This is a genomic window from Arthrobacter senegalensis, from assembly GCF_059091765.1.
Window position 1 is genome coordinate 886533 of record NZ_JBNHGZ010000002.1, and the last position, 22519, is coordinate 909051.

General features: G+C 65.4%; 20 protein-coding genes and 1 pseudogene. 7 read left to right on the top strand and 14 right to left on the bottom strand.

Annotation, left to right across the window (positions count from 1 at the left end; all coding sequences use genetic code 11):
- Window positions 1-87: 87 nt before the first annotated feature.
- Both AC5RVG_RS09545 and AC5RVG_RS09550 read right to left on the bottom strand, forming a co-directional pair.
- Window positions 88-1653 carry an amino acid permease gene (locus AC5RVG_RS09545; protein WP_494013661.1) on the bottom strand — a complete coding sequence of 522 codons (1566 nt, stop codon included), beginning with the start codon at window positions 1651-1653 and terminating at the stop codon, window positions 88-90.
- Between the two features lie 176 nt (window positions 1654-1829).
- On the bottom strand, window positions 1830-2186 hold the full coding sequence (locus tag AC5RVG_RS09550; RefSeq protein ID WP_494013662.1) for a hypothetical protein: 357 nt from the start codon (window positions 2184-2186) through the stop codon (window positions 1830-1832).
- A gap of 346 nt (window positions 2187-2532) precedes the next feature.
- On the opposite strand from AC5RVG_RS09550, the gene AC5RVG_RS09555 reads away from it, so the two are divergent.
- The gene (locus tag AC5RVG_RS09555) at window positions 2533-2979 is read left to right on the top strand and encodes a MarR family winged helix-turn-helix transcriptional regulator (RefSeq protein ID WP_494013663.1); all 447 of its coding nucleotides are present in this window, start codon (window positions 2533-2535) and stop codon (window positions 2977-2979) included.
- An 88-nt stretch (window positions 2980-3067) separates the two neighbouring features.
- Here AC5RVG_RS09555 and AC5RVG_RS09560 read toward each other — a convergent pair whose 3' ends face one another.
- The 11 genes and pseudogenes from AC5RVG_RS09560 to AC5RVG_RS09610 all read right to left on the bottom strand — a co-directional run bounded on the left by AC5RVG_RS09560 (window position 3068) and on the right by AC5RVG_RS09610 (window position 12642).
- The gene (locus AC5RVG_RS09560) at window positions 3068-3856 is read right to left on the bottom strand and encodes an ABC transporter ATP-binding protein (RefSeq protein ID WP_494013664.1); all 789 of its coding nucleotides are present in this window, start codon (window positions 3854-3856) and stop codon (window positions 3068-3070) included.
- A complete protein-coding gene (locus AC5RVG_RS09565) occupies window positions 3853-4857 on the bottom strand; it encodes an ABC transporter substrate-binding protein (protein WP_494013665.1) in 1005 nt (334 codons plus the stop codon). Before AC5RVG_RS09565 ends, AC5RVG_RS09560 begins: the two co-directional genes overlap by 4 nt.
- 53 nt (window positions 4858-4910) lie before the next feature.
- Window positions 4911-6050 carry a FecCD family ABC transporter permease gene (locus tag AC5RVG_RS09570; RefSeq protein ID WP_494013666.1) on the bottom strand — a complete coding sequence of 380 codons (1140 nt, stop codon included), beginning with the start codon at window positions 6048-6050 and terminating at the stop codon, window positions 4911-4913.
- A gap of 7 nt (window positions 6051-6057) precedes the next feature.
- On the bottom strand, window positions 6058-6912 hold the full coding sequence (locus AC5RVG_RS09575) for an urease accessory protein UreD (RefSeq protein WP_494000937.1): 855 nt from the start codon (window positions 6910-6912) through the stop codon (window positions 6058-6060).
- A complete protein-coding gene (gene ureG, locus AC5RVG_RS09580; RefSeq protein WP_494000936.1) occupies window positions 6909-7523 on the bottom strand; it encodes an urease accessory protein UreG in 615 nt (204 codons plus the stop codon). Before ureG ends, AC5RVG_RS09575 begins: the two co-directional genes overlap by 4 nt.
- 64 nt (window positions 7524-7587) lie before the next feature.
- Complete coding sequence (locus AC5RVG_RS09585) at window positions 7588-8301, bottom strand: urease accessory protein UreF (RefSeq protein WP_494013667.1); 714 nt, start codon at window positions 8299-8301, stop codon at window positions 7588-7590.
- The gene (ureE, locus tag AC5RVG_RS09590) at window positions 8282-8755 is read right to left on the bottom strand and encodes an urease accessory protein UreE (RefSeq protein WP_494013668.1); all 474 of its coding nucleotides are present in this window, start codon (window positions 8753-8755) and stop codon (window positions 8282-8284) included. The genes AC5RVG_RS09585 and ureE overlap by 20 nt, the downstream gene beginning before the upstream one ends.
- Window positions 8756-8785: 30 nt before the next feature.
- Window positions 8786-10498, bottom strand: coding sequence for an urease subunit alpha (gene ureC, locus AC5RVG_RS09595; protein WP_494000933.1), 1713 nt, complete (start codon window positions 10496-10498; stop codon window positions 8786-8788).
- 149 nt (window positions 10499-10647) lie between these two features.
- Window positions 10648-11082, bottom strand: a pseudogene (locus AC5RVG_RS09600) (urease subunit beta); the annotation flags it as partial.
- Between the two features lie 16 nt (window positions 11083-11098).
- Entirely contained in the window at window positions 11099-11401 is a 303-nt protein-coding gene (locus AC5RVG_RS09605; protein WP_494013669.1) for an urease subunit gamma, read from the bottom strand.
- Between the two features lie 227 nt (window positions 11402-11628).
- The gene (locus tag AC5RVG_RS09610; protein WP_494013670.1) at window positions 11629-12642 is read right to left on the bottom strand and encodes a squalene cyclase; all 1014 of its coding nucleotides are present in this window, start codon (window positions 12640-12642) and stop codon (window positions 11629-11631) included.
- A 157-nt stretch (window positions 12643-12799) separates the two neighbouring features.
- Between AC5RVG_RS09610 and AC5RVG_RS09615 the strand changes: the two genes are divergently transcribed.
- From AC5RVG_RS09615 to AC5RVG_RS09640, 6 genes are all read left to right on the top strand, one after another.
- Entirely contained in the window at window positions 12800-14551 is a 1752-nt protein-coding gene (locus AC5RVG_RS09615) for an ABC transporter substrate-binding protein (RefSeq protein ID WP_494013671.1), read from the top strand.
- A gap of 13 nt (window positions 14552-14564) precedes the next feature.
- A complete protein-coding gene (locus AC5RVG_RS09620; protein WP_494013672.1) occupies window positions 14565-15995 on the top strand; it encodes an APC family permease in 1431 nt (476 codons plus the stop codon).
- An 89-nt stretch (window positions 15996-16084) separates the two neighbouring features.
- On the top strand, window positions 16085-18142 hold the full coding sequence (locus AC5RVG_RS09625; protein WP_494013673.1) for a hydantoinase/oxoprolinase family protein: 2058 nt from the start codon (window positions 16085-16087) through the stop codon (window positions 18140-18142).
- A gap of 2 nt (window positions 18143-18144) precedes the next feature.
- Window positions 18145-19803 carry a hydantoinase B/oxoprolinase family protein gene (locus tag AC5RVG_RS09630; protein ID WP_494013674.1) on the top strand — a complete coding sequence of 553 codons (1659 nt, stop codon included), beginning with the start codon at window positions 18145-18147 and terminating at the stop codon, window positions 19801-19803.
- On the top strand, window positions 19800-21212 hold the full coding sequence (locus AC5RVG_RS09635; RefSeq protein WP_494013675.1) for an NAD(P)/FAD-dependent oxidoreductase: 1413 nt from the start codon (window positions 19800-19802) through the stop codon (window positions 21210-21212). Before AC5RVG_RS09630 ends, AC5RVG_RS09635 begins: the two co-directional genes overlap by 4 nt.
- A complete protein-coding gene (locus AC5RVG_RS09640) occupies window positions 21212-21601 on the top strand; it encodes a cupin domain-containing protein (RefSeq protein ID WP_494013676.1) in 390 nt (129 codons plus the stop codon). Before AC5RVG_RS09635 ends, AC5RVG_RS09640 begins: the two co-directional genes overlap by 1 nt.
- Window positions 21602-21747: 146 nt before the next feature.
- Here AC5RVG_RS09640 and AC5RVG_RS09645 read toward each other — a convergent pair whose 3' ends face one another.
- Window positions 21748-22449, bottom strand: coding sequence for a dienelactone hydrolase family protein (locus tag AC5RVG_RS09645; protein ID WP_494013781.1), 702 nt, complete (start codon window positions 22447-22449; stop codon window positions 21748-21750).
- Window positions 22450-22519: the final 70 nt, after the last annotated feature.

The window sequence follows — 22519 nt, forward strand, 5'->3', positions numbered from 1 at the left end:
TGACGGCTTGCGGAGGACGGGGTCACCGGTGGTCCGCCTGGCGTGCGGGCATGGCATATTTCCAGCGGAATGGTCGGCGGCCCGGAGCTAGGGCTCCGGGTTGTGCCGGTGGTCCTTCCGGTCGCGTACACGCTGCTCGTGCTCCAGTCGGCGGTGTTCCTCGCGCTCGTGTTCGAGTGATATGAGCTCCGGATGGTTCAGCCGAGAATGCTGGCGGCCGTAGAGGAAGTAGATGGCGAAGCCGATAAGCAGCCAGACAGCGAAGCGCACCCATGTGAGCGTGGTCAGGTTCAGCATCAGCCAGAAGCACAGCACCGCGGAGAGAATCGGCACCACGGGCGAGCCCGGGACACGGTAGGCGCGGGGCAGATCCGGCCGCTTCCTCCTGAGCACGACAATGCCGATGCTCACCAGCACGAAGGCCGAGAGGGTGCCGATGTTGATCATTTCTTCCAGAACGTCCACGTTGGTGAAGCCCGCCACCAGGGCAACCAGGGCCCCGGCCAGGATCTGCACCCGCGCCGGGGTTTTTTGATGCTCGGTGGTGTGGCTGAGCCATCGCGGCAGCAGGCCGTCACGGCTCATCGCGAAGGCAACCCGGGCGAGGCCCATCAACAGGACCATGATGACGGTGGTGAGCCCGATCAGGATGCCGATCGAAATGACCTGCGCGGCCCAGTCCGCCCCGACTCCGATGAACGCCGTGGCCAGCGAGGCCTCGTCGGCTTCCGCCAGCTCCCGGTAGGACACCATGCCCGTCAGGGCCAGGGTGACGAGGATATACAGGACGGTCACGATTGCCAGGCCGCCGAAAATGCCCCGCGGCAGCGTCTTTTGCGGGTTTCGCACCTCTTCGGCGCTCGTAGCCACGACGTCGAATCCAATGAAGGCGAAGAACACCAATGCCGCACCCGCCAGGATGCCCACCACGCCGTACTGCTGGGGCTCGGCGCCGCTGAGGAAGGAGAACAGCGACTGCGTCCAGACGTTCCCCCCGGCGCTCGCCGTGGCGACCGGCTCCGGCACGAACGGCGTGTAGTTTTCTGCCCGTACGTACGTGAAGCCGACAACGATCACGAACAGGACAATGGCGACCTTGATGATGGTGAAGACATTGTTTACCCGCGCCGACAGCTCGGTGCCAAGAACCAGCAGGGTCGTGAAGACGGCAACGATCAGCAGCGGGCCCCAGGTGAGCTCCAGGCCGAAGACATTCACCGTGGTCGGGACATTGATGTCGAAGAGCAGGAAGACGTTGCTGAGATAGATCCCCCAATACTTCGCGATGACGGCCCCCGCCGTGAACAGCTCCAAAATCAGGTCCCAGCCGATGATCCAGGCCAGCAGTTCGCCCAGGGTCGCGTAGGTATAGGTGTAGGCGCTGCCGGCCACGGGAATGGCTGACGCGAACTCGGCGTAACACATGATGGCCAGCGCGCAGGTGATGGCGGCCAGCACGAAGGACACGGTCACGGCCGGGCCTGCATAACTGCCGGCGGCCTTCGCACCGACGGAAAAGATGCCGGCCCCGACGGCCACTGCCACGCCGAGGACCATCAGGTCGAAGGTGCTCAGCGTGCGCTTCAGCTCGCGCCCTGGCTCCGTCATGTCCGCGATGGACTGCTCGATTGATTTGGTCCGAAAGAGGCTCATGGGACCAGTATTCTCAGGATGGACTACCCCGAAAACCCCACCCGGGGCTGAGGGGGCGAACAGCCCGGAGAACGGGTAGGGGATGGCGCCTCGGAGCCAATCCGGGCCGCCCACGACAGTGTTATGACGGGACGGTGTAGCGGCGCGCCATGAGGGCGGGACGCGGGTGAAGCAGGTCAGCCGACGGCCACCAGATCCGGCGGGTTCGCTGCCGCCCCGTCGGTCGGTGCCGGGAGGGCGGAGGCGCATGTTCCGGCAGCTGCGGCAACCAGTTCGGCAGGTACTCCGGAGGCCAGCGCGGCGGCTGTCTGCTCCTGGAAGACGGCCTTCGCCTGGTCCAGGGCCCATTCCGCCGCCTCGACCTGTCCCGCCCGCACGGTAACGGCCTCCAGTGCTTTCTTCTGCCCGGGGGTCAGGTCGGAAACTGTCTGGACCTGCCCTTCAGGCAGTGCGTCTGTTGCAGGTGGCCGCCCGGTATAAATTGTGGAGTCCAACTCCGCGATGGACAGGGGGAGCGTATTGGTATCGTTCACGGAATCCATCAAAGTCCCTTTCCAAGGGAAAAAAGCAGCGCTTGGCCCCTCGGTGAGAGAGCGCCTGCTGCGTTCTGGAGACAGACAGACCTGCCTCCTGAGTCGAAGCCTACAGCACCGTTGCAATACGACGGGTGCCGGGCCCGGCCTGGCCCCGGCGGAGCGGCGCGACGGCGACCTGACTGCGGCTTGTCCTCCAGGGGCCGTACGGGTTGGCCTTTCGACAGGGTCCTGCGAGGCCGGCGGGGTCGCCGGGCAACGCGCTGGGCAGAAATAAAGGCCTATTCTGCCCTCCGCGGTGGATAAACCATTGACCTGCGGAAGATCAGTTTGCTTATAATTCTGCATGCCTGATCTATCCAAGTGGCACATGCCCCGGCTTCTCTCCACAGCAGCGAGGCTTGTCGAATACGAGTGGAACGAGCGGCTGGCCTCCCTCGGCTTGACCCATGCGGGTGCGACTGTCCTGGAGATCCTTGCCGCGGAGGGGGCGATGGCCCAAGCACAACTGGCGAAGCGGGTGCGGGTGCAGCCACAGACCGTGGGCAAGACCCTGGCACGGCTGGAAGCGACTGGTCACATATCCCGCGTCCGCGGCGAGAACGACCGGCGCGAGCAACGGGTCAACATCTCCGAACGCGGCAAGGAGACCTTCCACCAGGTGGTGAAATTGGGACAAGAGCTTCTGGGCGAGGACGACGAGACCGAGCAACTCAAGAATCAACTCATCGGTGTCGTCCGGGACCTCGGCAACGACAGGTTCGGCACCAAGAGGCCATTGCGCCCCGGCTAAACCGGCGGACCAACGACGGAACCTTTCCGTGGCTGGTGCGGTTGGGCCTCCGATGATCTTGACCGATGGCCGTGGAGCACGGACGCCCTCAGCCTGGCGGATTAGCTGAAGGGAATGGTCTGAATACCAGTTGAAAGCCGTCGTCGAACTGGAAACGGCTGACCCCGATCTTGTACACCGGCTCAAGGTTCTCCGGGACCAGCACCTCGGACGGTGTGCCGGCAGCAACCACCCGGCTTTCGTTGAGTAGCAGGACGCGGTCGCAGTAGGCAGCGGCGAGGTTGAGGTCGTGCAGGACCACGACGACGGCATGGTTGCTGGTCCCCGCCAGGTCGCGCACCAGCTTGAGGATCTCGTGCTGATAGCGGATGTCCAGATGGTTGGTCGGTTCGTCGAGCAGCAGGTGCGTCGCTTCCTGCGCCAGCGCCCGGGCGATCAAAACCCGTTGCCGTTCCCCGCCGGAGAGCAGGTCGAAGCCCTGGTCCGCCCGGCCCAGCATGCCGACCCGTTCCAGTGCCCGGGCCGCGGCCTGTTCGTCCCGCGCCTTACGCCGGCCCAGCCGCGGTTGGTGCGGGGTGCGGCCAAGCAGCACCATGTCGGAAACCAGCAGGGGCAGGTCGCCCGGTGTCTCCTGCACGACCACTGAGACCGTCCGGGCGCGCTCCTGCGCGTTGAGCCGGCGCAGTTCCTTACGGTCCAGCATGACCGTTCCGGTGTGCGGGGCCAGCGATCCGTACAGGATCCGCAGCAGGGTGCTCTTGCCGCTGCCGTTCGGTCCCACCAGGCCCAGGACTTCGCCGTGCCGGGCGTGGAGGTCAACGCGGTCCAGGACGTCGCGGGAGCCGTAGGAGAAGGAGATGCCGGAGCCGGAAATCACTGGCCGAACCGCTCGACGATCCGCTCGAGTCCGGTGACCGACAGCGGTGACGGCGGCTCGGTGAAGTTGAACAGTTGCACGAGGATGTCGTCGTTGGCCACCGCGGTCATGGAGGAGGCTCCCTTCAAAGATGTGACGGCGTCGGCCACTCTGCTTGGGTCCCCGGCGGAGTGGAGCAGGATCAGGACATCGGGGTTGCGGCCGATGAGTTCCTCGCGGGTGACCTCGAAGACCCGCTGGTCGACGTCGTCGAAAACGTTTTTCAGCCCGGCGGCCTCCAACTGCGGTTGGGCCATGGACCTTGTGCCGTAGGCGTAGGTGCTTCCGCCGCCGACCGTCGGGTAAAGGACGGCCGCAGTGCGGCGGCCGGTATTGGCCGTCTCGGAGGTGATCTGCTCCACCTGGGCCTTGAGCTCGCGGGCTGCTTCTTCGGCCCGTTTTTCGACGCCGAAGATCTTGCCGTAGGTGCGCAGCTGATCCGCAACGGTGCTGAATTCCGGGGTTTCCGAGGCGTTGGGGCAAAAGGACGGTTCCTGCAGCATGGGGATGCCCGCGGCGGCTAGTGTTTCACGGTTAAGGTTTTCGGCCGTGCCGAGGACCAGATCCGGTTGTTGCGCCAACACGACTTCCTGCGAAATCTGCAGGTGGCCCGTGGTGTCCAGGCGGTCGGTCAAGAGCGGAATGCGGGCGAGTTCGCCTTGCGTGGCCGGGTCGAAGTATTCGGCCGGGTAGACGCCTGCGCGGGCCACTACTGTGTCCATGACACCGAGTGCGGCCAAGTAGGAGACCGGTGAACTGTCCAGCATGACAACCCGTTCCGGCGGCGCGTCCAGGGTGACCGCGGCGCCGCAATTGGTGATGGTCAGCGGGTAGCCATCGGCCTCGGGTGCTGCAGGTGTTCCGGCGTTCCCGGCGTTCCCGAAAATGCCGGCGCAGCCGGCCAGGCCGAGGGCGATTGCCGCCGCGGCTGCAGCGGACAGCAGGTGGGCGGCAGCTTTCATGAATTCTCCTCGGGCTAGTGGATGTGGGCGATAACGCGGACGTGGGGTGACACTCAGCCCGCCGGGCGCATCCTGCGGATGAGGTAGAGCAGGAAGGGAGCGCCGATGAAAGCCGTGATGATCCCGATCGGCAACTCCTGCGGCTGCAGCAGCATCCGTGCGAGCAGGTCGGCCCAGATCAGGAAGATTGCGCCGAGCAGGGCAGAGACCGGGATGACCCGGGAGTGGGCGGCACCGACCAGCCTGCGGGCGAGATGCGGAACTACCAGTCCAACGAATCCGATCGATCCGGAGGCAGCGACGACCACACCGATGCACAGGGAGATGACGATCAGCAGCTGGGTGCGGAACCGGCCGGGTGCAACGCCGACGATGTGAGCGGTTTCGTCGCCGATGGCCAGCGCGTCCAAGCGCCTTCCGGCAAGGGTCAGCAGGCAGCTGGTAATCAGGACCACCACGACGACGATGGCCAAGGGGCTTCCCCACTGGGCCAAAGCCAGGGACCCAAGCAACCAGAACATGACGGACCGGGCGCCCTCTGCCGAGCCGGAGGCGAAGACCAGAAAGCTGGTCACGGCGGTCAGCGCGTATCCGATCGCAACGCCGGCCAGCAGCAGCCGCATTGAGGTCACCCGTCCGGCCGAGCGCGCGATAAGGAAGACCATCATCGACGCGGCCAGCGCGCCGATGAAGGCGCTGGCGGGCAGGGCGTGTTCGCCCACCCCCAGACCGACGCCGAACAGGATCATGGCTGCCGCACCGCTGGAGGCTCCGGAATTGATGCCGAGCAGGTAGGGGTCGGCCAGCACGTTGCGCACCATTGCCTGCAGCGCTGCTCCGCACACCGCCAATCCGGCACCTACGACGCATCCGAGCAGCACGCGAGGCGTCCTGACGTCCCAGACGATCGTCGAGGCTGTCGGATCGGGCTGATACCCGGACGGCTGGCCCGGCATATGCGACAGGATCACTTGGACCACGGTCGCGGTATTCAGCATGACGGGCCCGGTCGCCACAGACAGCACCATTCCGGCGACGAGAAGCGCGGCCAGCGCCACTACCCAGAAGAGATGACGACGCCGGAGCCTTGCCCGCAGCAGCGGGTCCGCGCCGCGTGGGGTCTGGCCGTCGCGCACGTCGCGTGCGCGTGGGGTAGGGTCCGATGACGGAAAGATGATCAGTGCCTCCAACAAGGCTGGGTCAGTACTTGCGAAGATTCAGTGGTTGCTGGCCGAACCAGCGGTGGCGGAGCAGGTCGACGGCGGCGTGCAGCATGGCGTTCAGCGTGTCGGTGCTGCGGGACAGGGCGCGCAGGGCGAATCCGGGGCCGTTGAGCAGAGACAGGCCGAGCTGCCCGCCGGGATCCATGGGGGCCAACCGGTCCTGCAACTCGCGCACCAGGTCGCCGTCCACCCGCGGGTCCACCACGAGCATCGAGCCCAGGTGCGAATAGTCTTCGAGGAAGAGCATGCTGGAGAGCGGCGCGTCCGGATCGCCGGGGCGGATCAGCAGGTTGTCCAGGGCGAGCAGGCGGCCGTCGCGGTAGATGTCGTTGCGGATGCGCACCTCCTCGTACCGGAAGGGCCTGCCGTCCGGGGACCAGCCGGGAGTGACCACGTCACACATCACCAGGGAGGAGTCCGCGGCGAGCTCGACGACGGTCTCCTGGCGGTAGGTGGCCTCCCGGTACGCGATGAGCTGGTCGGGCAGGTACTCCAGGCTGGCGCCGGGGCCGAGGCGGAACCGGGTGCGCTGCACGGCCGGTTCGCCCGGCGTCCGATAGATCTTGGTGGCGGACTGGGTGGTCAGCAACAGGCGGGCCTGGTCCTCGACCTGGACGTCGACCTCGTAGACATCCCCGCCAAGGTAGCCGCCGCCCGGATTCACGATCGTGTAAGCGACCTGCGCGGACGCGTCCAGGTAATGCGGTCGGATAACCCGCAGCGCGCCCTGGTGGTATTGCGAGGTGGCGACGCCGCGGCCGCCGCGCAGGCCCACCGTCAGGCGCAGCTCACCGGTGGGAAGCTGCACGCCCGCCGGCTGGGCCGCGCTCACTGCGCCAGGTCCTGCATGAGCACGTCGCGGCGCAGCCAGTCGATGACCTTGTCCAGGCCCTCGTCCGTCTTCAGGTTGGTGAAGCAGAACGGCTTGTCTCCACGGAATTCCTTCGAGTCGGACTCCATTACCGACAAATCTGCACCCACGTGCGGCGCCAAATCGGTCTTGTTGATGATGAACAGGTCCGATTTGATCATGCCCTGGCCGGCCTTGCGCGGGATCTTTTCGCCCTGCGCCACGTCGATGATGTAGATGGAAAAGTCCACCAGTTCCGGACTGAACGTCGCCGAGAGGTTGTCGCCCCCGCTTTCGATGAACACGACCTGCAGGTCCGGGTGCCGCTTGATCAATTCCTCCACGGCGGAGGAGTTCATCGAGGTGTCCTCGCGGATGGCGGTGTGGGGGCAGCCGCCGGTTTCGATGCCGATGATCCGGTCCAGCGGCAGCACGCCGTTGGCGGCCAGAATCTTCGCGTCTTCAATGGTGTAGATGTCGTTGGTGATGGCGGCCATGGAGATTTCGCCGGACAGGTGCCGGGTCAGGCGTTCGACCAGCTGGGTCTTGCCGGCGCCGACGGGGCCGCCGATACCGATCTTGATGGGTTCCATTGTCTTACTCCTTGTTCCGTGGGCCGGCCGCGGTGCGGCCGGGTCTGTTGCGTGCGACGGCGGGTCAGGACATGAACATGCGGGCGCGCTGGCGCTCGTGGCGCATTTGGGCGATTTCCAGTCCCGGGGCGGCGGCGCCGAAGTCGCCGCGTCCCAGTCCGGCGATCCTCGCCGTTGCGACGGTGATCTCCGGATGGGCCTGGCGCAGCACCCGCTGCCCGGCGTCCTGGCCGATCGGGATGCCGCGGATGGCATTCTGCGTCAGCGAGGTCGCCGTCGAAAACAGGTAGGTGCCCAGCAGTTCCGGCAGCGGAACGTGCAGGCTTCGCCCGGCGATGGCGAACGCCAGCGCCGGATGTCCGCTGCATTCGCCGCTCGCGACGTCCTCGCGGTACTGCTCGATCTCGTCGCTGTCGAGGATGACCGAGGCAATCTGGAGCATCCGCGCACCCATTTTCACGCCCGCCTCGCGCACCTGCCGCGGCAGGGCCTGCGCCGCCAGCATCGCGTCCAGCTCCCGCAGTTCCGCCGTCGAGCGGGCTTCCAGGGCCAGCCGGATGGCAAGGCCGTCGCTGTATGTCAGCTGGGTGTGGATGAACTGGCCGAGCCAGACCGCAAAGGTCTTCTCGTCGCGGACCAGCCCGCGTGACAGGAACGTCTCCAGCCCGAACGAGTGGCTGAAGGCGCCCGTGGGCAGGGCGGAGTCGGCCAGCTGCAGCAGGGGCAGCAGGTACGACGACGGGTGGCGCCCGGGTGCCTCAGTGCGTGTGTTCGGCATGTCGAAACGGCACGGGCATGACCCGCTCCTGCCGGGAGTAGGGCACCTGCACGTGCTGCAGGTAGTCTTCGACGGTGTGGTCGTACTGCACCACCATGACCTCCGCCCGGTAGTCGCTTCCGGCGTCGAAAAATTGCGCCTGCAGGTGCCTGTTGCCCAGGCTGTGGGCCACCACGCCCATTTCCCGGATGGTGCGCGGGGCGATCACCAGCACGTCCGTGGGCAGGACGCTGACGACGATGACGTTCGACTCGTCGCGGAACAGGATGTCGCCGTCGCGCAGGTCTCCCGGGGTGGCCAGGCGTATGCCGATTTCGCGGCCGTGATCGGTGGTCACGCGCTGGACGCGTTTGACCAGTTCGCTGCTGGGAAGTGCTACCTTCTCCTCGTGCAGGCCGGCAAGCTCCGTGTGCGGAAGATCGTGCCGGTTGGCGATGACGCGCTCAATAATCATTGACTACGTCCTTTCAAGGTATGGCTCGGTTTAGAACAGGAAGTAGCGCTGGGCCATGGGGAGCACGGTCGAGGGCTCGCAGGTGGCTACTTCACCGTTGACCGTGACGGTGTAGGTTTGCGGGTCGACCTGGATGTCCGGCGTCTCCCCGTTGTACTTCAGGTCTGCCTTGGTCAGGGTGCGGATGCCGTGGGCCGCGCGGACGGTCCGGCGCAGGTTCAGTCGGTCCGGGATGCCCTCGTCGATGGCGATCTTCGGCATGAACGTGATCGAGGACGAGTGCACGGCGCTGCCCAACGCCCCGAAGTTGTGCCGCAGGGTCCGCGGCTGCGGGGTAGGGATGGAACCGTTCGCATCGCCCATGATGGACTGCACGATTTGTCCGCCCTTGATCACCATTTCCGGTTTGACGCCGAAGAAGGCCGGGTCCCACAGCACCAGGTCGGCGAACTTACCCACCTCGACGCTGCCGACGGAGTCGGCGATGCCGTGGGCGAGCGCGGGGTTGATGGTGTACTTGGCGACGTAACGCTTGAGCCGGAAGTTGTCGCCGATTTCCGGGTCTTGCTCGAACTTGCCGCGCTGGCGCTTCATGGCATCCGCCACCTGCCAGGTCCGCAGCACCATCTCGCCGACGCGGCCCATGGCCTGCGCGTCCGAGCTGGTGATCGAGAAGACGCCGAGGTCGTGCAGCACGTCTTCGGCGGCGATGGTCTCCTTGCGGATCCGGGAGTCGGCGAAGGCTACGTCTTCGGGGATGTCCGGGTTCAGGTGGTGGGCGACCATGAGCATGTCCAGATGCTCGTCGAGCGTGTTGGTGGTGTAGGGCAGGGTCGGGTTGGTCGAAGCCGGCAGGACGTTGGGCAGCCCGGCGACGCGGATGATGTCCGGGGCGTGCCCGCCGCCGGCGCCTTCGGTGTGGAAGGTGTGGATCACGCGGCCGTCGATGGCGCGGATGGTGTCCTCCACGAAACCGCATTCGTTGAGGGTGTCCGCGTGGATGGCGACCTGCACGTCGAACTCGTCGGCGATCCGCAGCGACATGTCGATCGAGGAGGTTGTGGCGCCCCAGTCCTCGTGCACCTTGAAGCCGATGGCCCCGGCCCGGATTTGCTCGGCCAGCGGACCGCGCGCGCTGGCGTGGCCCTTGGCAAGCAGTCCGATGTTGATCGGCAGGTCGTCCACCGCCTGCAGCATCCGGCCGATGTGCCACGGCCCCGGCGTCACGGTGGTCGCCTTGGAGGCATCCGACGGCCCGGCGCCGCCGCCGATCAGGGTGGTGACGCCGTTCGCCAGGGCCACCGGCACCTGGTCGGGGCTGATGAAGTGCACGTGCGTATCGATGCCGCCGGCGGTGAGGATCTTGTGCTCCCCGGCGATCACGTCCGTCGCGGCACCAATGGTGATGTCGACGCCGTCGGAGATGTCCGGGTTGCCGGCCTTGCCGATCTTGAAGATGTGCCCGTCCCGCAGTGCCACGTCGGCCTTGTAGATGCCGCTGTAATCCAGCACGACGACGTTGGTGATGACCGTGTCCGGAATATCCTGGTCGCGGGTGCGCTGTCCGTTCTGGCCCATGCCGTCCCGGATGACCTTCCCGCCGCCAAAGACAACTTCCTCGCCGTAGCGGGTGTAGTCGTGTTCGATCTCCAGCAGCAGGTCGGTGTCCGCCAGCCGAATCGCATCGCCGGTAGTCGGCCCGTACATCTCCGCATAGTGCCTGCGGTTCATCTCGAAGCTCATCGCTGTTCCTCCCCGCCGCCGTCGGTCTTCTCCGCAGCATTTTGCTCGGTCTGCTCCGCGGCCTCGCCGCGTCCGCCCGCCTTCTTGGCGGCGCCGCCGGCCTTCGGGCCGCGGGATTCGTCGACCAGGTCCATGCCGTACGTGGTGTGGAAGCCGGCCGCCTCGACGCCGACGTTGGGCAGGTCGATGTCGTATTCGGCCGCCAGTTCGGGCTCAGCCTCGGCGTTGATGCCGGCGGTGCCGCCGATGGCGTCGGTGTAGGCCGGGGGGACGCTGGCGCCCAGCGACCCGTTCATGTGGTTCCGGAAGCCGTAGACCTCGCGGTTCCCGGCGATCTCCACCAGGTGCACACTGCGCGCATCGCCGGGCTCGAATCGCACGGCCGTGCCCGCCGGAATGTCCAGCCGAAAGCCGCGCGCGGCGACCCGGTCCATATCGAGCGCCGGATTAACCTCGGCGAAGTGGTAATGCGAACCGACCTGAACCGGCCGGTCGCCCCGGTTGGTCACGTTCATGATGCGGGTCTCGGCGCCCTCGTTGCAGATGATGGGCTCGCCGCGCAGGATGTATTCTCCCGGTTTCATGGGTCTCTCCTCAGGCTCAGCGGATCGGGTTATGGACGGTGACCAGCTTGGTGCCGTCGGGGAAAGTGGCCTCGACCTGCACATCGGCGATCATCTCCGCCACGCCATCCATGACGTCGCCGCGGGAGAGGATCGTGGTCCCGTAGCTCATCAGGTCCGCGACGGTCCGGCCGTCGCGGGCGCCCTCGATCAGTTCATAGGTGATCAGGGCCACCGCTTCGGGATGGTTGAGTTTCAGGCCGCGCTGCCGGCGCCTTCGGGCAAGGTCGGCGGCGACCACAATCATGAGTTTTTCGTGCTCACGGGGCGTTAAATGCATGTAGAACTCCCTAGTTCGTAACAAAAAGAAGTGTCCACCCGTTATCTACAACCGGTCAGAGACTAGACCGGGAGGCCCGTGGATAAGGCAAGGATAGCCACGGAGATTGCACCCGGCAAATTGGTGGGAATCCGGTGGCATCACCGCCTCACAATTGATTGACATCGAGCTTCCCGGTGTCCTTCACACCCGGTCGGCTCATCCTGCTGAAGCGACCGCGACCAAGGTCACACGGTCTCGGACCGGTAGCCCGGAGCAGGCGGGAGGGCTTCCGCCCCGTCCCACCAAGCGAGCGCGCGCGTGGCGTAGAACGTAAGCCACTTGGACGGCTCACCCGGCGGCACGTCGACGTCGAACCATACGCGGCCGGGGTGGCGGCGTTCCTGCAGCCAGGTGCTGTCCGGCTGGCGCGCGGCACGGATCACCTCCACGGCGTCGGCGAGCCGGGGATCGGGAGCCGTGCCGTCGTGGAGCGTGGCCGACCTGAAGTAATCCACGGCATTCAGTGCGCTGTAGAGCCAGCGGAACGGGTAGGCGAAATGCGCGGCCCAAGGCCCGACGAGTTCGCCGGTCGACCGGGTGTACAGCAGCCGGCGTTCCCGCAGGTACTCCTCTCCGGCGTGGCGGGCGGCGCGGAGATCGTCGGAGCCCCCGGCGACGGACTCGTAGTACAGCAGCCCTTTCAAGGTGTTGAGTGTGGAATGGAAGGACGAGCGGGTGGAACCTTCGATCCATTCGCAGTTCCAGCCGCCGTCGGGCAGTTGGTGCTCGATGAACCAGGTGGCGATCCCGCCCACGTCCGCACCCAGCCAGGCGCCGTTGGCCAGGGTGAAGGCGTTGATGCAGCAGTCCACCTCGCCGTCCCAGTAGGGCAGGTTCTCGTATTCCCAGCGGCTGTTGGCGGCGAGCAGGTCGGCCGTGCCGGCGAGCGCTGTTGCGTCGAGGCCCCAGTCCCGGAGGTAATTGAGCGACCAGGTGGTGGCGGTCCACGGCTGTCCGGCGCCCTCGGCCGCTTCCGGCCCCTGGAAGTCGAAGTCGCTGGGGAAATAGGCCCCGCCCGCCCACTGTCCATCGGGGTCTTGGTGCGCGAGCAGCCGCGCGCCGAAGCCCTCGGTGGCCACCTTCGCTTTTGTCGCGGCCCATTGTTCGGGGGGCGCATGTGCGAGGTCCCGTTCGACCTGCCAGCGCAGTGCCGGATCGGAGTCGAGCAGCCAGCCGACCAACGCCGCCTCGGGCTTCATGATCAACAGAGTAGCGGCCCCCGTAAAAGAACAACATGGCTTCGGTTCCCCGCGCCGCTCGGGGAGGGGAACCGAAGGACTGCGCTGGGCGGGCACGACGTCGTGGCCGGAGACCGCCGCCGCGGAAAAGTGGGCCCGAGGCGGTCACAATGGGTGAATGCGATCACAGAGGTGGGAGGCCCGGCCGGGGCAGCATGTTGAAGCCACCGTGGACAATGCGGGACGGTTGTCTCTCCAAACGGCAAACCAAGAGATCCCGGCTGAGCTGGTGCGGTACGCCCGTGGTTTTCTGCTCACCAATCGGTCGTCCGTGAAATTCCTGTACCGCCACCGGGGCCAGTGGCTGGCGGTGTCGCTGGAACGAGTACGCAAAGATGCCGGCAGGCAGGACCACACACAGCTCAGCTACGGGCCCACGGAACCACCGCAAGGCATCACGGCTCGCGAGTTGGAAGTCCTGACCTTGGTCGCCCTGGGATTGACGAACGCTGAAATTGCGGCGCGCTTAGGTACGCGCCCGCGTACAGTCTCGACCCAGATTGAACGGCTTTTGCAGAAGCTGGGCCAGGCCGGGCGGGCAGGTCTGGCCTCACTGGTGGTGGACGCCGACCTCATAGTCCTGCCAATCCCCGGCGGCATCTCCGGCGTCGCGCAAATTACCCCTGCGGCTGTCCAGGGATTTGCTCACAGTATGGACCAGACCCAGATATCAAGCAGGTTGCTGCAGGAGCTGTCGCCGCAGAAGCGGCCGTTCATCATCGGCACGCTGGCGCCCCTGTCCGGGCGTGCCGCCGCAGACGGCGAAGAATTGGTCCGCGGGGCCGCCCTGGCTATTGAGAATCTCAACAGCCAGGGAGGAATAGCGGGACGACGGCTTGAGCACGCGGTCGTCGACGCTGACATCTTCGACCCCGGCCGGGTCCGGGAGGCGATGGCGGAACTGTGCGCATTAAATGTTCAGGCCATCACCACCAGTTATGCCAGCGGTGAGAACCCTTTCCTGATCGAGATGGCGGCCGACTATGGCCGTCCTTTCCTGCACACGGCCACATTTGAAAAGCAGGTCGACATGGTGCGCAGGAATCCCACCAGATACGGAATGGTTTTCCAAACCTGCCCGTCTGAAACCTACTATGCCAAGGCATTTATCAGGTTTCTTGGAGAACTGGAATCGGCAGCGGCCTGGCGCCCCGACTTCCGCAAAATTGCGGTCGTTGAATTGGAATCCGACAGCACGAGAATTGCCACGACCGAGTTCGTGGACTCAGCAGCGAAGAACGATTGGGCTATTTCCTCCCACTTTTCAGTCCCTCTCGATAATCCCGCCTGGGAAAAAATCGTGGAACACATCAAACACGAGAACGTATCACTGGTATTGGTCGCCCACTTTATTCCAGAAGAAATTGCACGCCTTCAGGCGCTACTGCGGGCGAGCGGCTTCGACGGCCTTACCTATTACATCTACGGTGCTTCTATTCCCCGGTTTGCCGAACTGTTGGGCCCCCGCGCCGACGGGGCGGTCTGGAGTTCGGTCACGTCCCGCTACAACGATGCGTTCTCCGAAAACTTCCTGCGGGCATACACGCTGCGTTACGGAATCGAGCCGGGCCTTTCGCAGGCAAGCGCTGCCTACGACCAGGTACGGCTGTTGGCACTGGCATGGGCGGAGCTGGGCTCAGCCGACCCGAAACAGACTGCGGCGCTCCTGCGCACCAGCGCCTACCGGGGGCTCAACGGTATCTATTATTTCGGCGACGGCCAGTCGGCACAAAGCTATCCCGATGGGACGAACGATCCCACCCTGGGGCAGGTGCTGGTCACTTACCAGTTCCAAAACGGCGCATCGGTGGCCCTGACGCCCGCGCCCTACGGCGCCATCTCACGGTTCGTGCCGCCGCGACCGTCTTGACGCAATACGTCGAATGACGCATGACGGACGAGTCGGCGATCCCAAGAATGGGAAATCATCCGCGCGGCAATTGTCACCTCTGATCGTCAGGAAAAACATGTCCACTGCAACAAGCACCGAACAAGGGACGGGACTGAAGAAAGTCCTTCGCCTGCCTTCGGCCGTTCTGTTTGGTCTCGCGTACATGATCCCGCTGACCGTATTCACCACCTACGGCATCGTGAACCAGCTCACCGAGGGTCACATCGTTTCCTCCTATCTGGTCACTTTGGCGGCGATGCTGTTCACGGCGGCCAGTTACGCAAAGATGGTCCGGGCCTTCCCCCAAGCGGGTTCCGCGTACACCTACACGCGCAGGACACTCGGCGACAACGTCGGCTTCCTGAGCGGCTGGACGCTGTTGCTGGATTATCTGCTGATGCCGATGATCACCTACCTGGTGATCGGGATTTACATGAGCGCCAGTTTCCCGTCCATTCCGCAGCCCGTCTGGATCATCCTGTCCCTTGTCCTGGTCACGGTCCTTAACGTCCTCGGCATCAAATTCGTGTCCAAGACCAGTAGCATCCTGCTGGGCGTGCAGGCGGTCTTCCTCGTGGTGTTCGCCGTCATGGCGCTAAGCGCTGCGTCCGGCAATCCGATGCCGTCCATCGTGGATATGCTGATCGGCCAGGGCCCCGGTACGGCGGTCATCTTCGCCGGTTCCGCCATCCTGTGCCTGTCGTTCCTCGGCTTCGACGCGGTCTCCGCGCTGGCAGAGGAGACTGTCGATGCGCGCCGGGTCATCCCGAAGGCCATCATTCTGGTGACCCTCACCGGCGGACTGCTCTTTGTGGTCATATCGCTGATCGCCAATCTGGCCTTCCCGGACTGGAACGCTTACTCCAGCGTGGACTCCGCGGCCTTGGATGTCATGGCAGTCGCCGGTGGCAGCTTCCTCGAGGCGTTCTTCACAGCCGCTTACATAGCCGGCTGTTTCGGTGCGGTCCTGGCCTCACAGACGACCGTGTCGCGCATCCTCTATTCCATGGGGCGCGACGGACTCCTGCCAAGAAAAGTCTTTGGCTACCTTCACCCACGGTTCCGCACTCCGGTTTATGCCATTCTGATCGTCGGCGCCATCGGCCTGGTCGCACTGTTCATCGATCTGACGCTGGCGTCTTCGCTGATCAGCTTCGGTGCCTTGGCCGCCTTCACCATGGTCAATATCGCCGTCGTCAAACACTACTTTGTCGACGAACGCCGTCGTTCGGGATATGACGCCCTCCGCTACCTGGCTGCGCCGCTGGTTGGCGTCGCCTTGTGCGCCTGGCTCTGGACGAGCCTTTCCGGTACGGCCTTCACCGTGGGCATCGCATGGATGATCGTGGGCGCCCTGTACCTGGCCGTCATAACCCGCGGTTTCCGCAAGGCACCGCCTGCGCTGGAGCTGGCTGAAGCCTAGGCCGGCAGGAACCATCACTGCTTTCCCATATTCACAGTGGCCTCACGGCCTCCGTGCCGCTCGAGCACGCCCAAAAAATAAGGATCTTCATGTCTCCACACCCGTCCTGGACCGTCAGCATCGATGCCGGCGGAACTTTCACCGATGCCATCGCCCGCTCCTCCGACGGTGCCTCGCTTGTGGCCAAGACTGCCTCCACTCCCCAAGACCCGTCCCGGGGCCTGACCAACGCCGTGGCGGAGCTGGAGGCGCAGGGCCTGAACCTGGACGACGTCGCCCTCATCTGCCACGGCACCACCGTGGCCACCAACGCCACGCTGACCGGAAACCTGGCGAAGGTCGCCCTGATCACGACGAAGGGTTTTCGGGATGTGCTCGCCTACCGCCAAGGCAGCCGCCCGAACGTGTACAGTCTTTCCCCCGAGCGTCCCCGCGAACTTGTGGACCGCTTCTCGCGGTTTGAAGTCGACGAGCGGATCGGCAGCGACGGCAACATCCTGACCGCCTTGCGAGACGATGACGTCGCGGCCGTCGTCGACGCCGTGGCCCAAGTGGAGCCAGAAGCCATCGCCGTCAGCCTGCTGTTCAGCTACCTCAATCCGGCGCACGAGGAAAAACTTCTGGCCGCGCTGGCAGAACGGTTCCCGGACACCCCTATCAGCATTTCCAGCCACATCGCGCGGGAGTTTCGCGAGTACCCGCGAACGGCAACCACCGTGATCAATGCCGCGCTACGTCCCGTGGTGGCCGCCTACCTGCAACGCGCGGCCGACGCGCTGGCGGACAGGGGCGTCACGTCCCCGTTCCAGGTAATGCAGTCCAACGGAGGCTCCGTGCCCGCGGAACGGGCAGGACGCCAGGCGCACCGGCTGATTCTTTCGGGCCCGGCCGGCGGCGTGAGCGGGCTGATCCGCGCAGCAGAACAGCATGGACTGGCAAACGTCATCAGCCTCGACATGGGCGGCACCAGCGTCGACGTGTGCCTGATCCGCGACTCCCAGGCGCCCTACACGAGCATGCAGCATGTCCAGGACCACGTCCTGATCGCTCCCACCGTAGACATCCACACCATTGGAGCCGGCGGCGGCAGCATCGCCTGGGTGGACCGCGCCCAGCGCCTGCGTGTGGGCCCGCAATCCGCCAAGGCAGTCCCTGGGCCCGCCAGCTATGGCCGCGGCGGCACCGAGGCGACGCTTACCGATGCCCACGTGGTGCTGGGCACGCTGGGCACCGAAAGCCTGGCGGGGGACCTGCGCCTGGACAAGGCTGCCGCGGAAAGGGCGGTCAAGGAGATCGCCGGGCAACTGGGCATGGACGTGAGCGAGGCCGCCGAGGCAATCTTGGCCATCGCGCTGGCCCATATGGTTCGAGCGGTGCGGAAGGTCAGTGTCGAACGCGGACTGGACCCTCGCGACTTCACGCTTTTCCCCTTTGGCGGCGCCGGTCCGCTGCACGCGGGCATGCTCCTGCGCCATCTGGGGCTGGCCAGCGTGGTGGTGCCGTTGCAACCGGGGCTCTTTTCTGCGGACGGACTGCTCGCCGCCGGGCTGCGCGTCGATGATGCCCAGACGGTGCTTAAGCCCTTCGGCCCCGCGGCACTGCCGCCAATCGCCGACTGGCTGCAAGATCGGCGGCAGGCCCTGACCGCGCAGGTCGTCGAGGACGGGGCCTCCGCGGACACCGTCGAAGTCCTGGTGACTGTGGATGCCCGCTACTTGGGGCAGGGCTATGAACTGACGGTGAATTTGGAGGGCACGGACGTTGAGAGCCTCGCGCAGATCGCGGACAGGTTCCACCCGGCGCACCGTGAACTCTACGGTCACAGCTCGCCGGAAGAAACCGTGGAAATAGTGACCGTACGCATCGCCGTTACCGGCCGCTTCGAGCACCAGGAAGACGGCCCGGTTATCCCCGAGGGGCCCGAACAGCCCGAGCCGGACGCCGTCGTCGGGTCCCGGCTGGTCCGCCTGCCCGGCAGCGGAGAGATACCAACCGCCATTTTGGACCGGACCAAGCTCAGGGCCGGCAACGTCATCGCCGGCCCCGCCATCATCACGCAAATGGACGCCACGACCGTCATGCTCGCGGGGCAGACCGGCACGGTCGCCGCCAACGGCGACATCGTCATCACGGAGGACCAGAAGTAGCCATGACATCAACCAAGCAGCAGACAACAGTAGACACCGTGACTTTCGAAGTCATTTCCTCGGCGCTGCATTCCATCGCCGAGGAAATGGGGGTGATCCTCAAACGCTCAAGTTACAGCCCGATCATCCGCGACATGGACGACTTCTCCTGTGCCTTGTTCACCCCGGAGGGGGACCTCGTGGCCCAGGCGGACTATATTCCGGCGCAACTCGGCGCAATGTCGCTAGTGGTCAAGGCAATTATTGAGCGTTGGGAGGGGCGAATCAGCGACGGCGACGCGTTCATCTGCAACCACCCCTTCCTGGGTGCCATGCACCTGCCCGACGTCAACGTGGTCACGCCGATTTTTATCGACGGCAAAATCGAAGGCTGGAGCGGCACGGCAGCACACCATATCGACGTTGGCGGGGTCAATCCCGGCAGCGAAGGTTCGGAACTGGAAGACATCTATGCCGAGGGCCTCATCCTGCCCCCGGTCCGGCTGTCGATCGCCGGAGAGGAAAACCCCGACGTCATCTCCATCATTACGGACAATATCCGGGATCCGCTGAGCACGGTCAGCGATCTGCGGGCGCAGCGGGCGGCTTGCGTGCTCGGATACCAGCGGCTCAACGAACTGGCGGATCAGTACGGCATGGAGGTTGTCTCCACCGTCATGGTCAAATCCCTCGACGTTGTCGAGAAGGCCGTGCGGAACTCACTGTCGGATCTGCCGGACGGTACCGGCGAGGCCGAGGGCTTCCTGGACGACGACGGGATCGACGGGCCACCCACCCGGATCCATGCAAAGGTCAGCAAGCGGGGCGACACCTTGACCATCGACCTGAGCGGCTCCAGCGCACAGGTCCGGGGAGCGATGAACGTTCCCTGGGCAAGCGCCCGCGCCGGCATCGTCTATGCTGTCCGCGCCGTTGTTGCCCCGGATCTGGGCGCCAATGACGGCTTGCTGCGGGCCGTGGAGGTGATCGCGCCCAAGGGCAGCGTGCTAAACCCGGAGGCTCCCGCAGCGGTGTCGATCCGCCACAACACGTGCCAGCGCTTTGCGGACACGCTGATCCGTGCGCTGACCGATCTCTGGCCGGAAGAAGCCGTCGGCAGCAGCACCGTCAGTTTTTTCTGCATGAACGTGGGCAGCACGTCACCCGTCACCGGCCGCCCCGCGGTCATGGCAGACGTGGTCGGCGGCGGCACCGGAGCCACCAGATTCAGCGACGGCGTCGACGGCGTGGACACCTACATGTCGAATGTGGGCGTCATGCCCGCGGAGGTCGTGGAGACGAACTACCGGATCCGCATCCTAAGGAACGAGTTCGTGCCCGGTTCCCAAGGCACGGGCAAGTTCAACGGCGGCATGGGGCTGCGCCGCGAATACGAGATCCTCGACCACCCTCAGCGTGCCACCTTCTACGCCGAGCAGACCAACGGCAGCTTCGCCCCGCAGGGGGCAGCCGGTGGAACAGCTGCACAACCGACCCGCATCACCGTCGTCGCCCCGGACGGCACCGAATCTGTGGTCGGCACCAAAACCTCGACCACGCTGCAGGCAGGCACCATTGTCCGTGTGGAGACCGCCGGTGGCGGTGGCTTCGGGCCGGCAGCCGAGCGGCCGGCCGAGCTGGCAGCGGCCGACGAACGTGACGGACGATTGGTGCAGGCATGACGGCCACCGTCACGAGCAGCCATCGGGCGGAGCGGTCCCTGGCACAGGCGAAGTATTCCTCCGTTTGGTTCGAGGGCGTGGAGGAATCCTCCGGAGAGAAGATGGTCGGACAGCACCGCTGCGACCTGCTGGTGGTCGGGGCCGGTTTCGGCGGGCTCTGGGCGGCGATGCGCGCGAGAAAACGGCATCCGGACTGGGCCATCACGGTAGTAGATTCGCATGGCGTTGGCCATGCGGCCTCCGGGCGCAACGGTGGATTTGTTTCATACAGCATCACCCACGGCCTGGCAAACGCCCTGGCGCGCTGGCCCCAGGAAGCCGACGTGCTGGAACGACTCGGCCTGCAAAACCTCCGCGACTTCAAGGCGGAGCTGGACGAGGCCGGCATTGACGGCGGTCTGTGCACCGCCGGCAAGCTCCAGGTGGCCCTCCAACCACACGAGTTGCGGGACCTGGAGGCAGCCGTGGAACCCGCCCGGCGCTTCGGCCGGCCGCTTCAACTGCTGTCCGCGGAGCAGACTCGGGAGCGGATCAACTCGCCGGTATTCATCGGCGGCGTCTTCGACCCGGTAGGAACGTATTTGGTGGAGCCGTACCGCTTGGCCCGCGGCATGCGGCAACACCTGGAAGGGGAGGGAGTGACGTTCTTCGAGCACACTCCTGCCGAGGCACTGACAGAGGCCGGCGACCGGATGGAAGTCGAAACCCCGTACGGCTGCGTGACGGCCGCCCGTGTCATCCTCGCCACCAGCGCCTTCCCGTCCCTGCTGCGACGCAACCGGCTCACTTCGGTCCCGGTGTACGACTATGCGCTGGCCACCGAACCGCTGACCGCAGAGCAGTTCGAAGCTATCGGCTGGGCGGGGCGTGAAGGGCTGACCGACGCGGCCAATCAGTTCCACTACTCACGTGTTACCGCGGACGGACGGATCCTCTGGGGCGGCTATGACGCGATCTATCACTACGGCAGCCGGATATCGCCGGAGCTGGAACGCCGTCCGGAGACTTTTCGGCTGCTCGCCGAGCAATTCTTTCAGACCTTTCCACAACTGGACGTGGAGTTCAGCCACGCATGGGGCGGGGTCATCGATACATCTACCCGGTTCTCCGCGGCCTACGGCACCGCCTGCGGACAGAAGGTCGCCTACGCCATCGGCCATACCGGACTGGGCGTCGGGGCCAGTCGCTTCGCGGCCGATACTATGCTGGACCTTTTGGCGAACATGCGAACGGAGCGAACCGAATTGAAAATGGTACGGCGCCCCGCCATTCCCTTCCCGCCCGAACCGGTGCGCGCCGCGGGGATCAACCTCACCCGGCACGAGTTGGCACGCGCCGACCGCAACGAAGGCCGGCGGGGCCTATGGCTGAAAACATTGGATGCGCTCGGATTGGGGTTTGATTCCTGATGAACACACTGATTCCCGGGCTGCCGCTGAATATTACCGACCTGACCCTGGACCATCTGCCCGTGCCGGCTGCCCACGTGGCCGAGGGCGCGCCGACTAGCGGCCTGCATGGCCTGGGCCGGCTGGGCGACCTCGGCGTTGGCGTCTGGGAAATGTCCACCGGCAGCATGAACGATACGGAAGCCGATGAACTGTTTCTGGTCGTCTCCGGCAGCGCCACCGTGGCGTTCCACCACGACGACGCCCATGACGCCGCCGGGACGGCGGTCCCGTTGGCCCCAGGCTCCCTGATGCTGCTTTCGGCAGGGATGCGCACCACGTGGACGGTGCACGAAACCCTGCGGAAGCTCTATCTCACGCCAGAGCGGGAGTCATCCGAAGCGGAGTGATGCATCGGACTGCCCCATCCTGCCGGTCGGCTTCTCCGTCGGAGATGGTCTTGAAGCAGTGTGCGGCGGCCGTCCGAGCCTTGCGAGAGAAGGAAGGCGACGTCGGTGCCCGGGTGAGCACCGACGTCGTCCCATAATCCCCGAAGCTACTTGACCTTGTCCTTGAGGAACTGCACGGACCGGCTCCAGGCCAGCTTGGCCTCCTCGGGACGATAGTTGCCCTGCGGGTTCTCGTCGTTGTGGAAGGCGTGCGGGGCGTCGTAGAAGTAGTAGGTCACTTCCGCGCCGGACTCGCGGCGGATCTGCTCCTCCTGCGCCTTGGCCTTCTCCACCGGGTAGGACTTATCCTGTTCGCCGTAGTGGCCCTGGATGGCGGCGCGGACCCCTTCGTACGATGTGGGCACGCCCTGGCCCACACCGTAGAACGGCACGGCCGCGCTGATGCGCTCTCCCTGCTGCGCGGCCAGCGCCAGCACAAAGCCGCCGCCCATGCAGAAACCGATGGCACCCACCGTGGAACTGGTGACTGACTCGTGGGCCAGCAGGTAGTCCACGGCGCCGGCCAGCAGCCGGGCGCCTTCCTCTTCCGGCAGCTTCGACATCATTGCGGCGGCTTCCTTGCCGTCGTGGGCGATACGTCCGCCGTAGAGGTCCGGTGCCAGCGCGACAAAACCTTCGGCGGCGAGGCGGTCGGCAACATCTCGGATGTGGTCCACCAGGCCCCACCACTCCTGGATGACGATGACGCCGGGGCCGGACCCGGACTCGGGTACGGCCAGATAACCATGGGCCTCGGTGCCTGCGGATTCGAAGGTGACGTTCTGGTACGTCGGGTTGTCGGCCAAAATCCTACTCCTGATCACTCGGGGGCATTCGATGCCAGTCTAGGACAGCGACACATGTTGTCGTGCTTGCCGG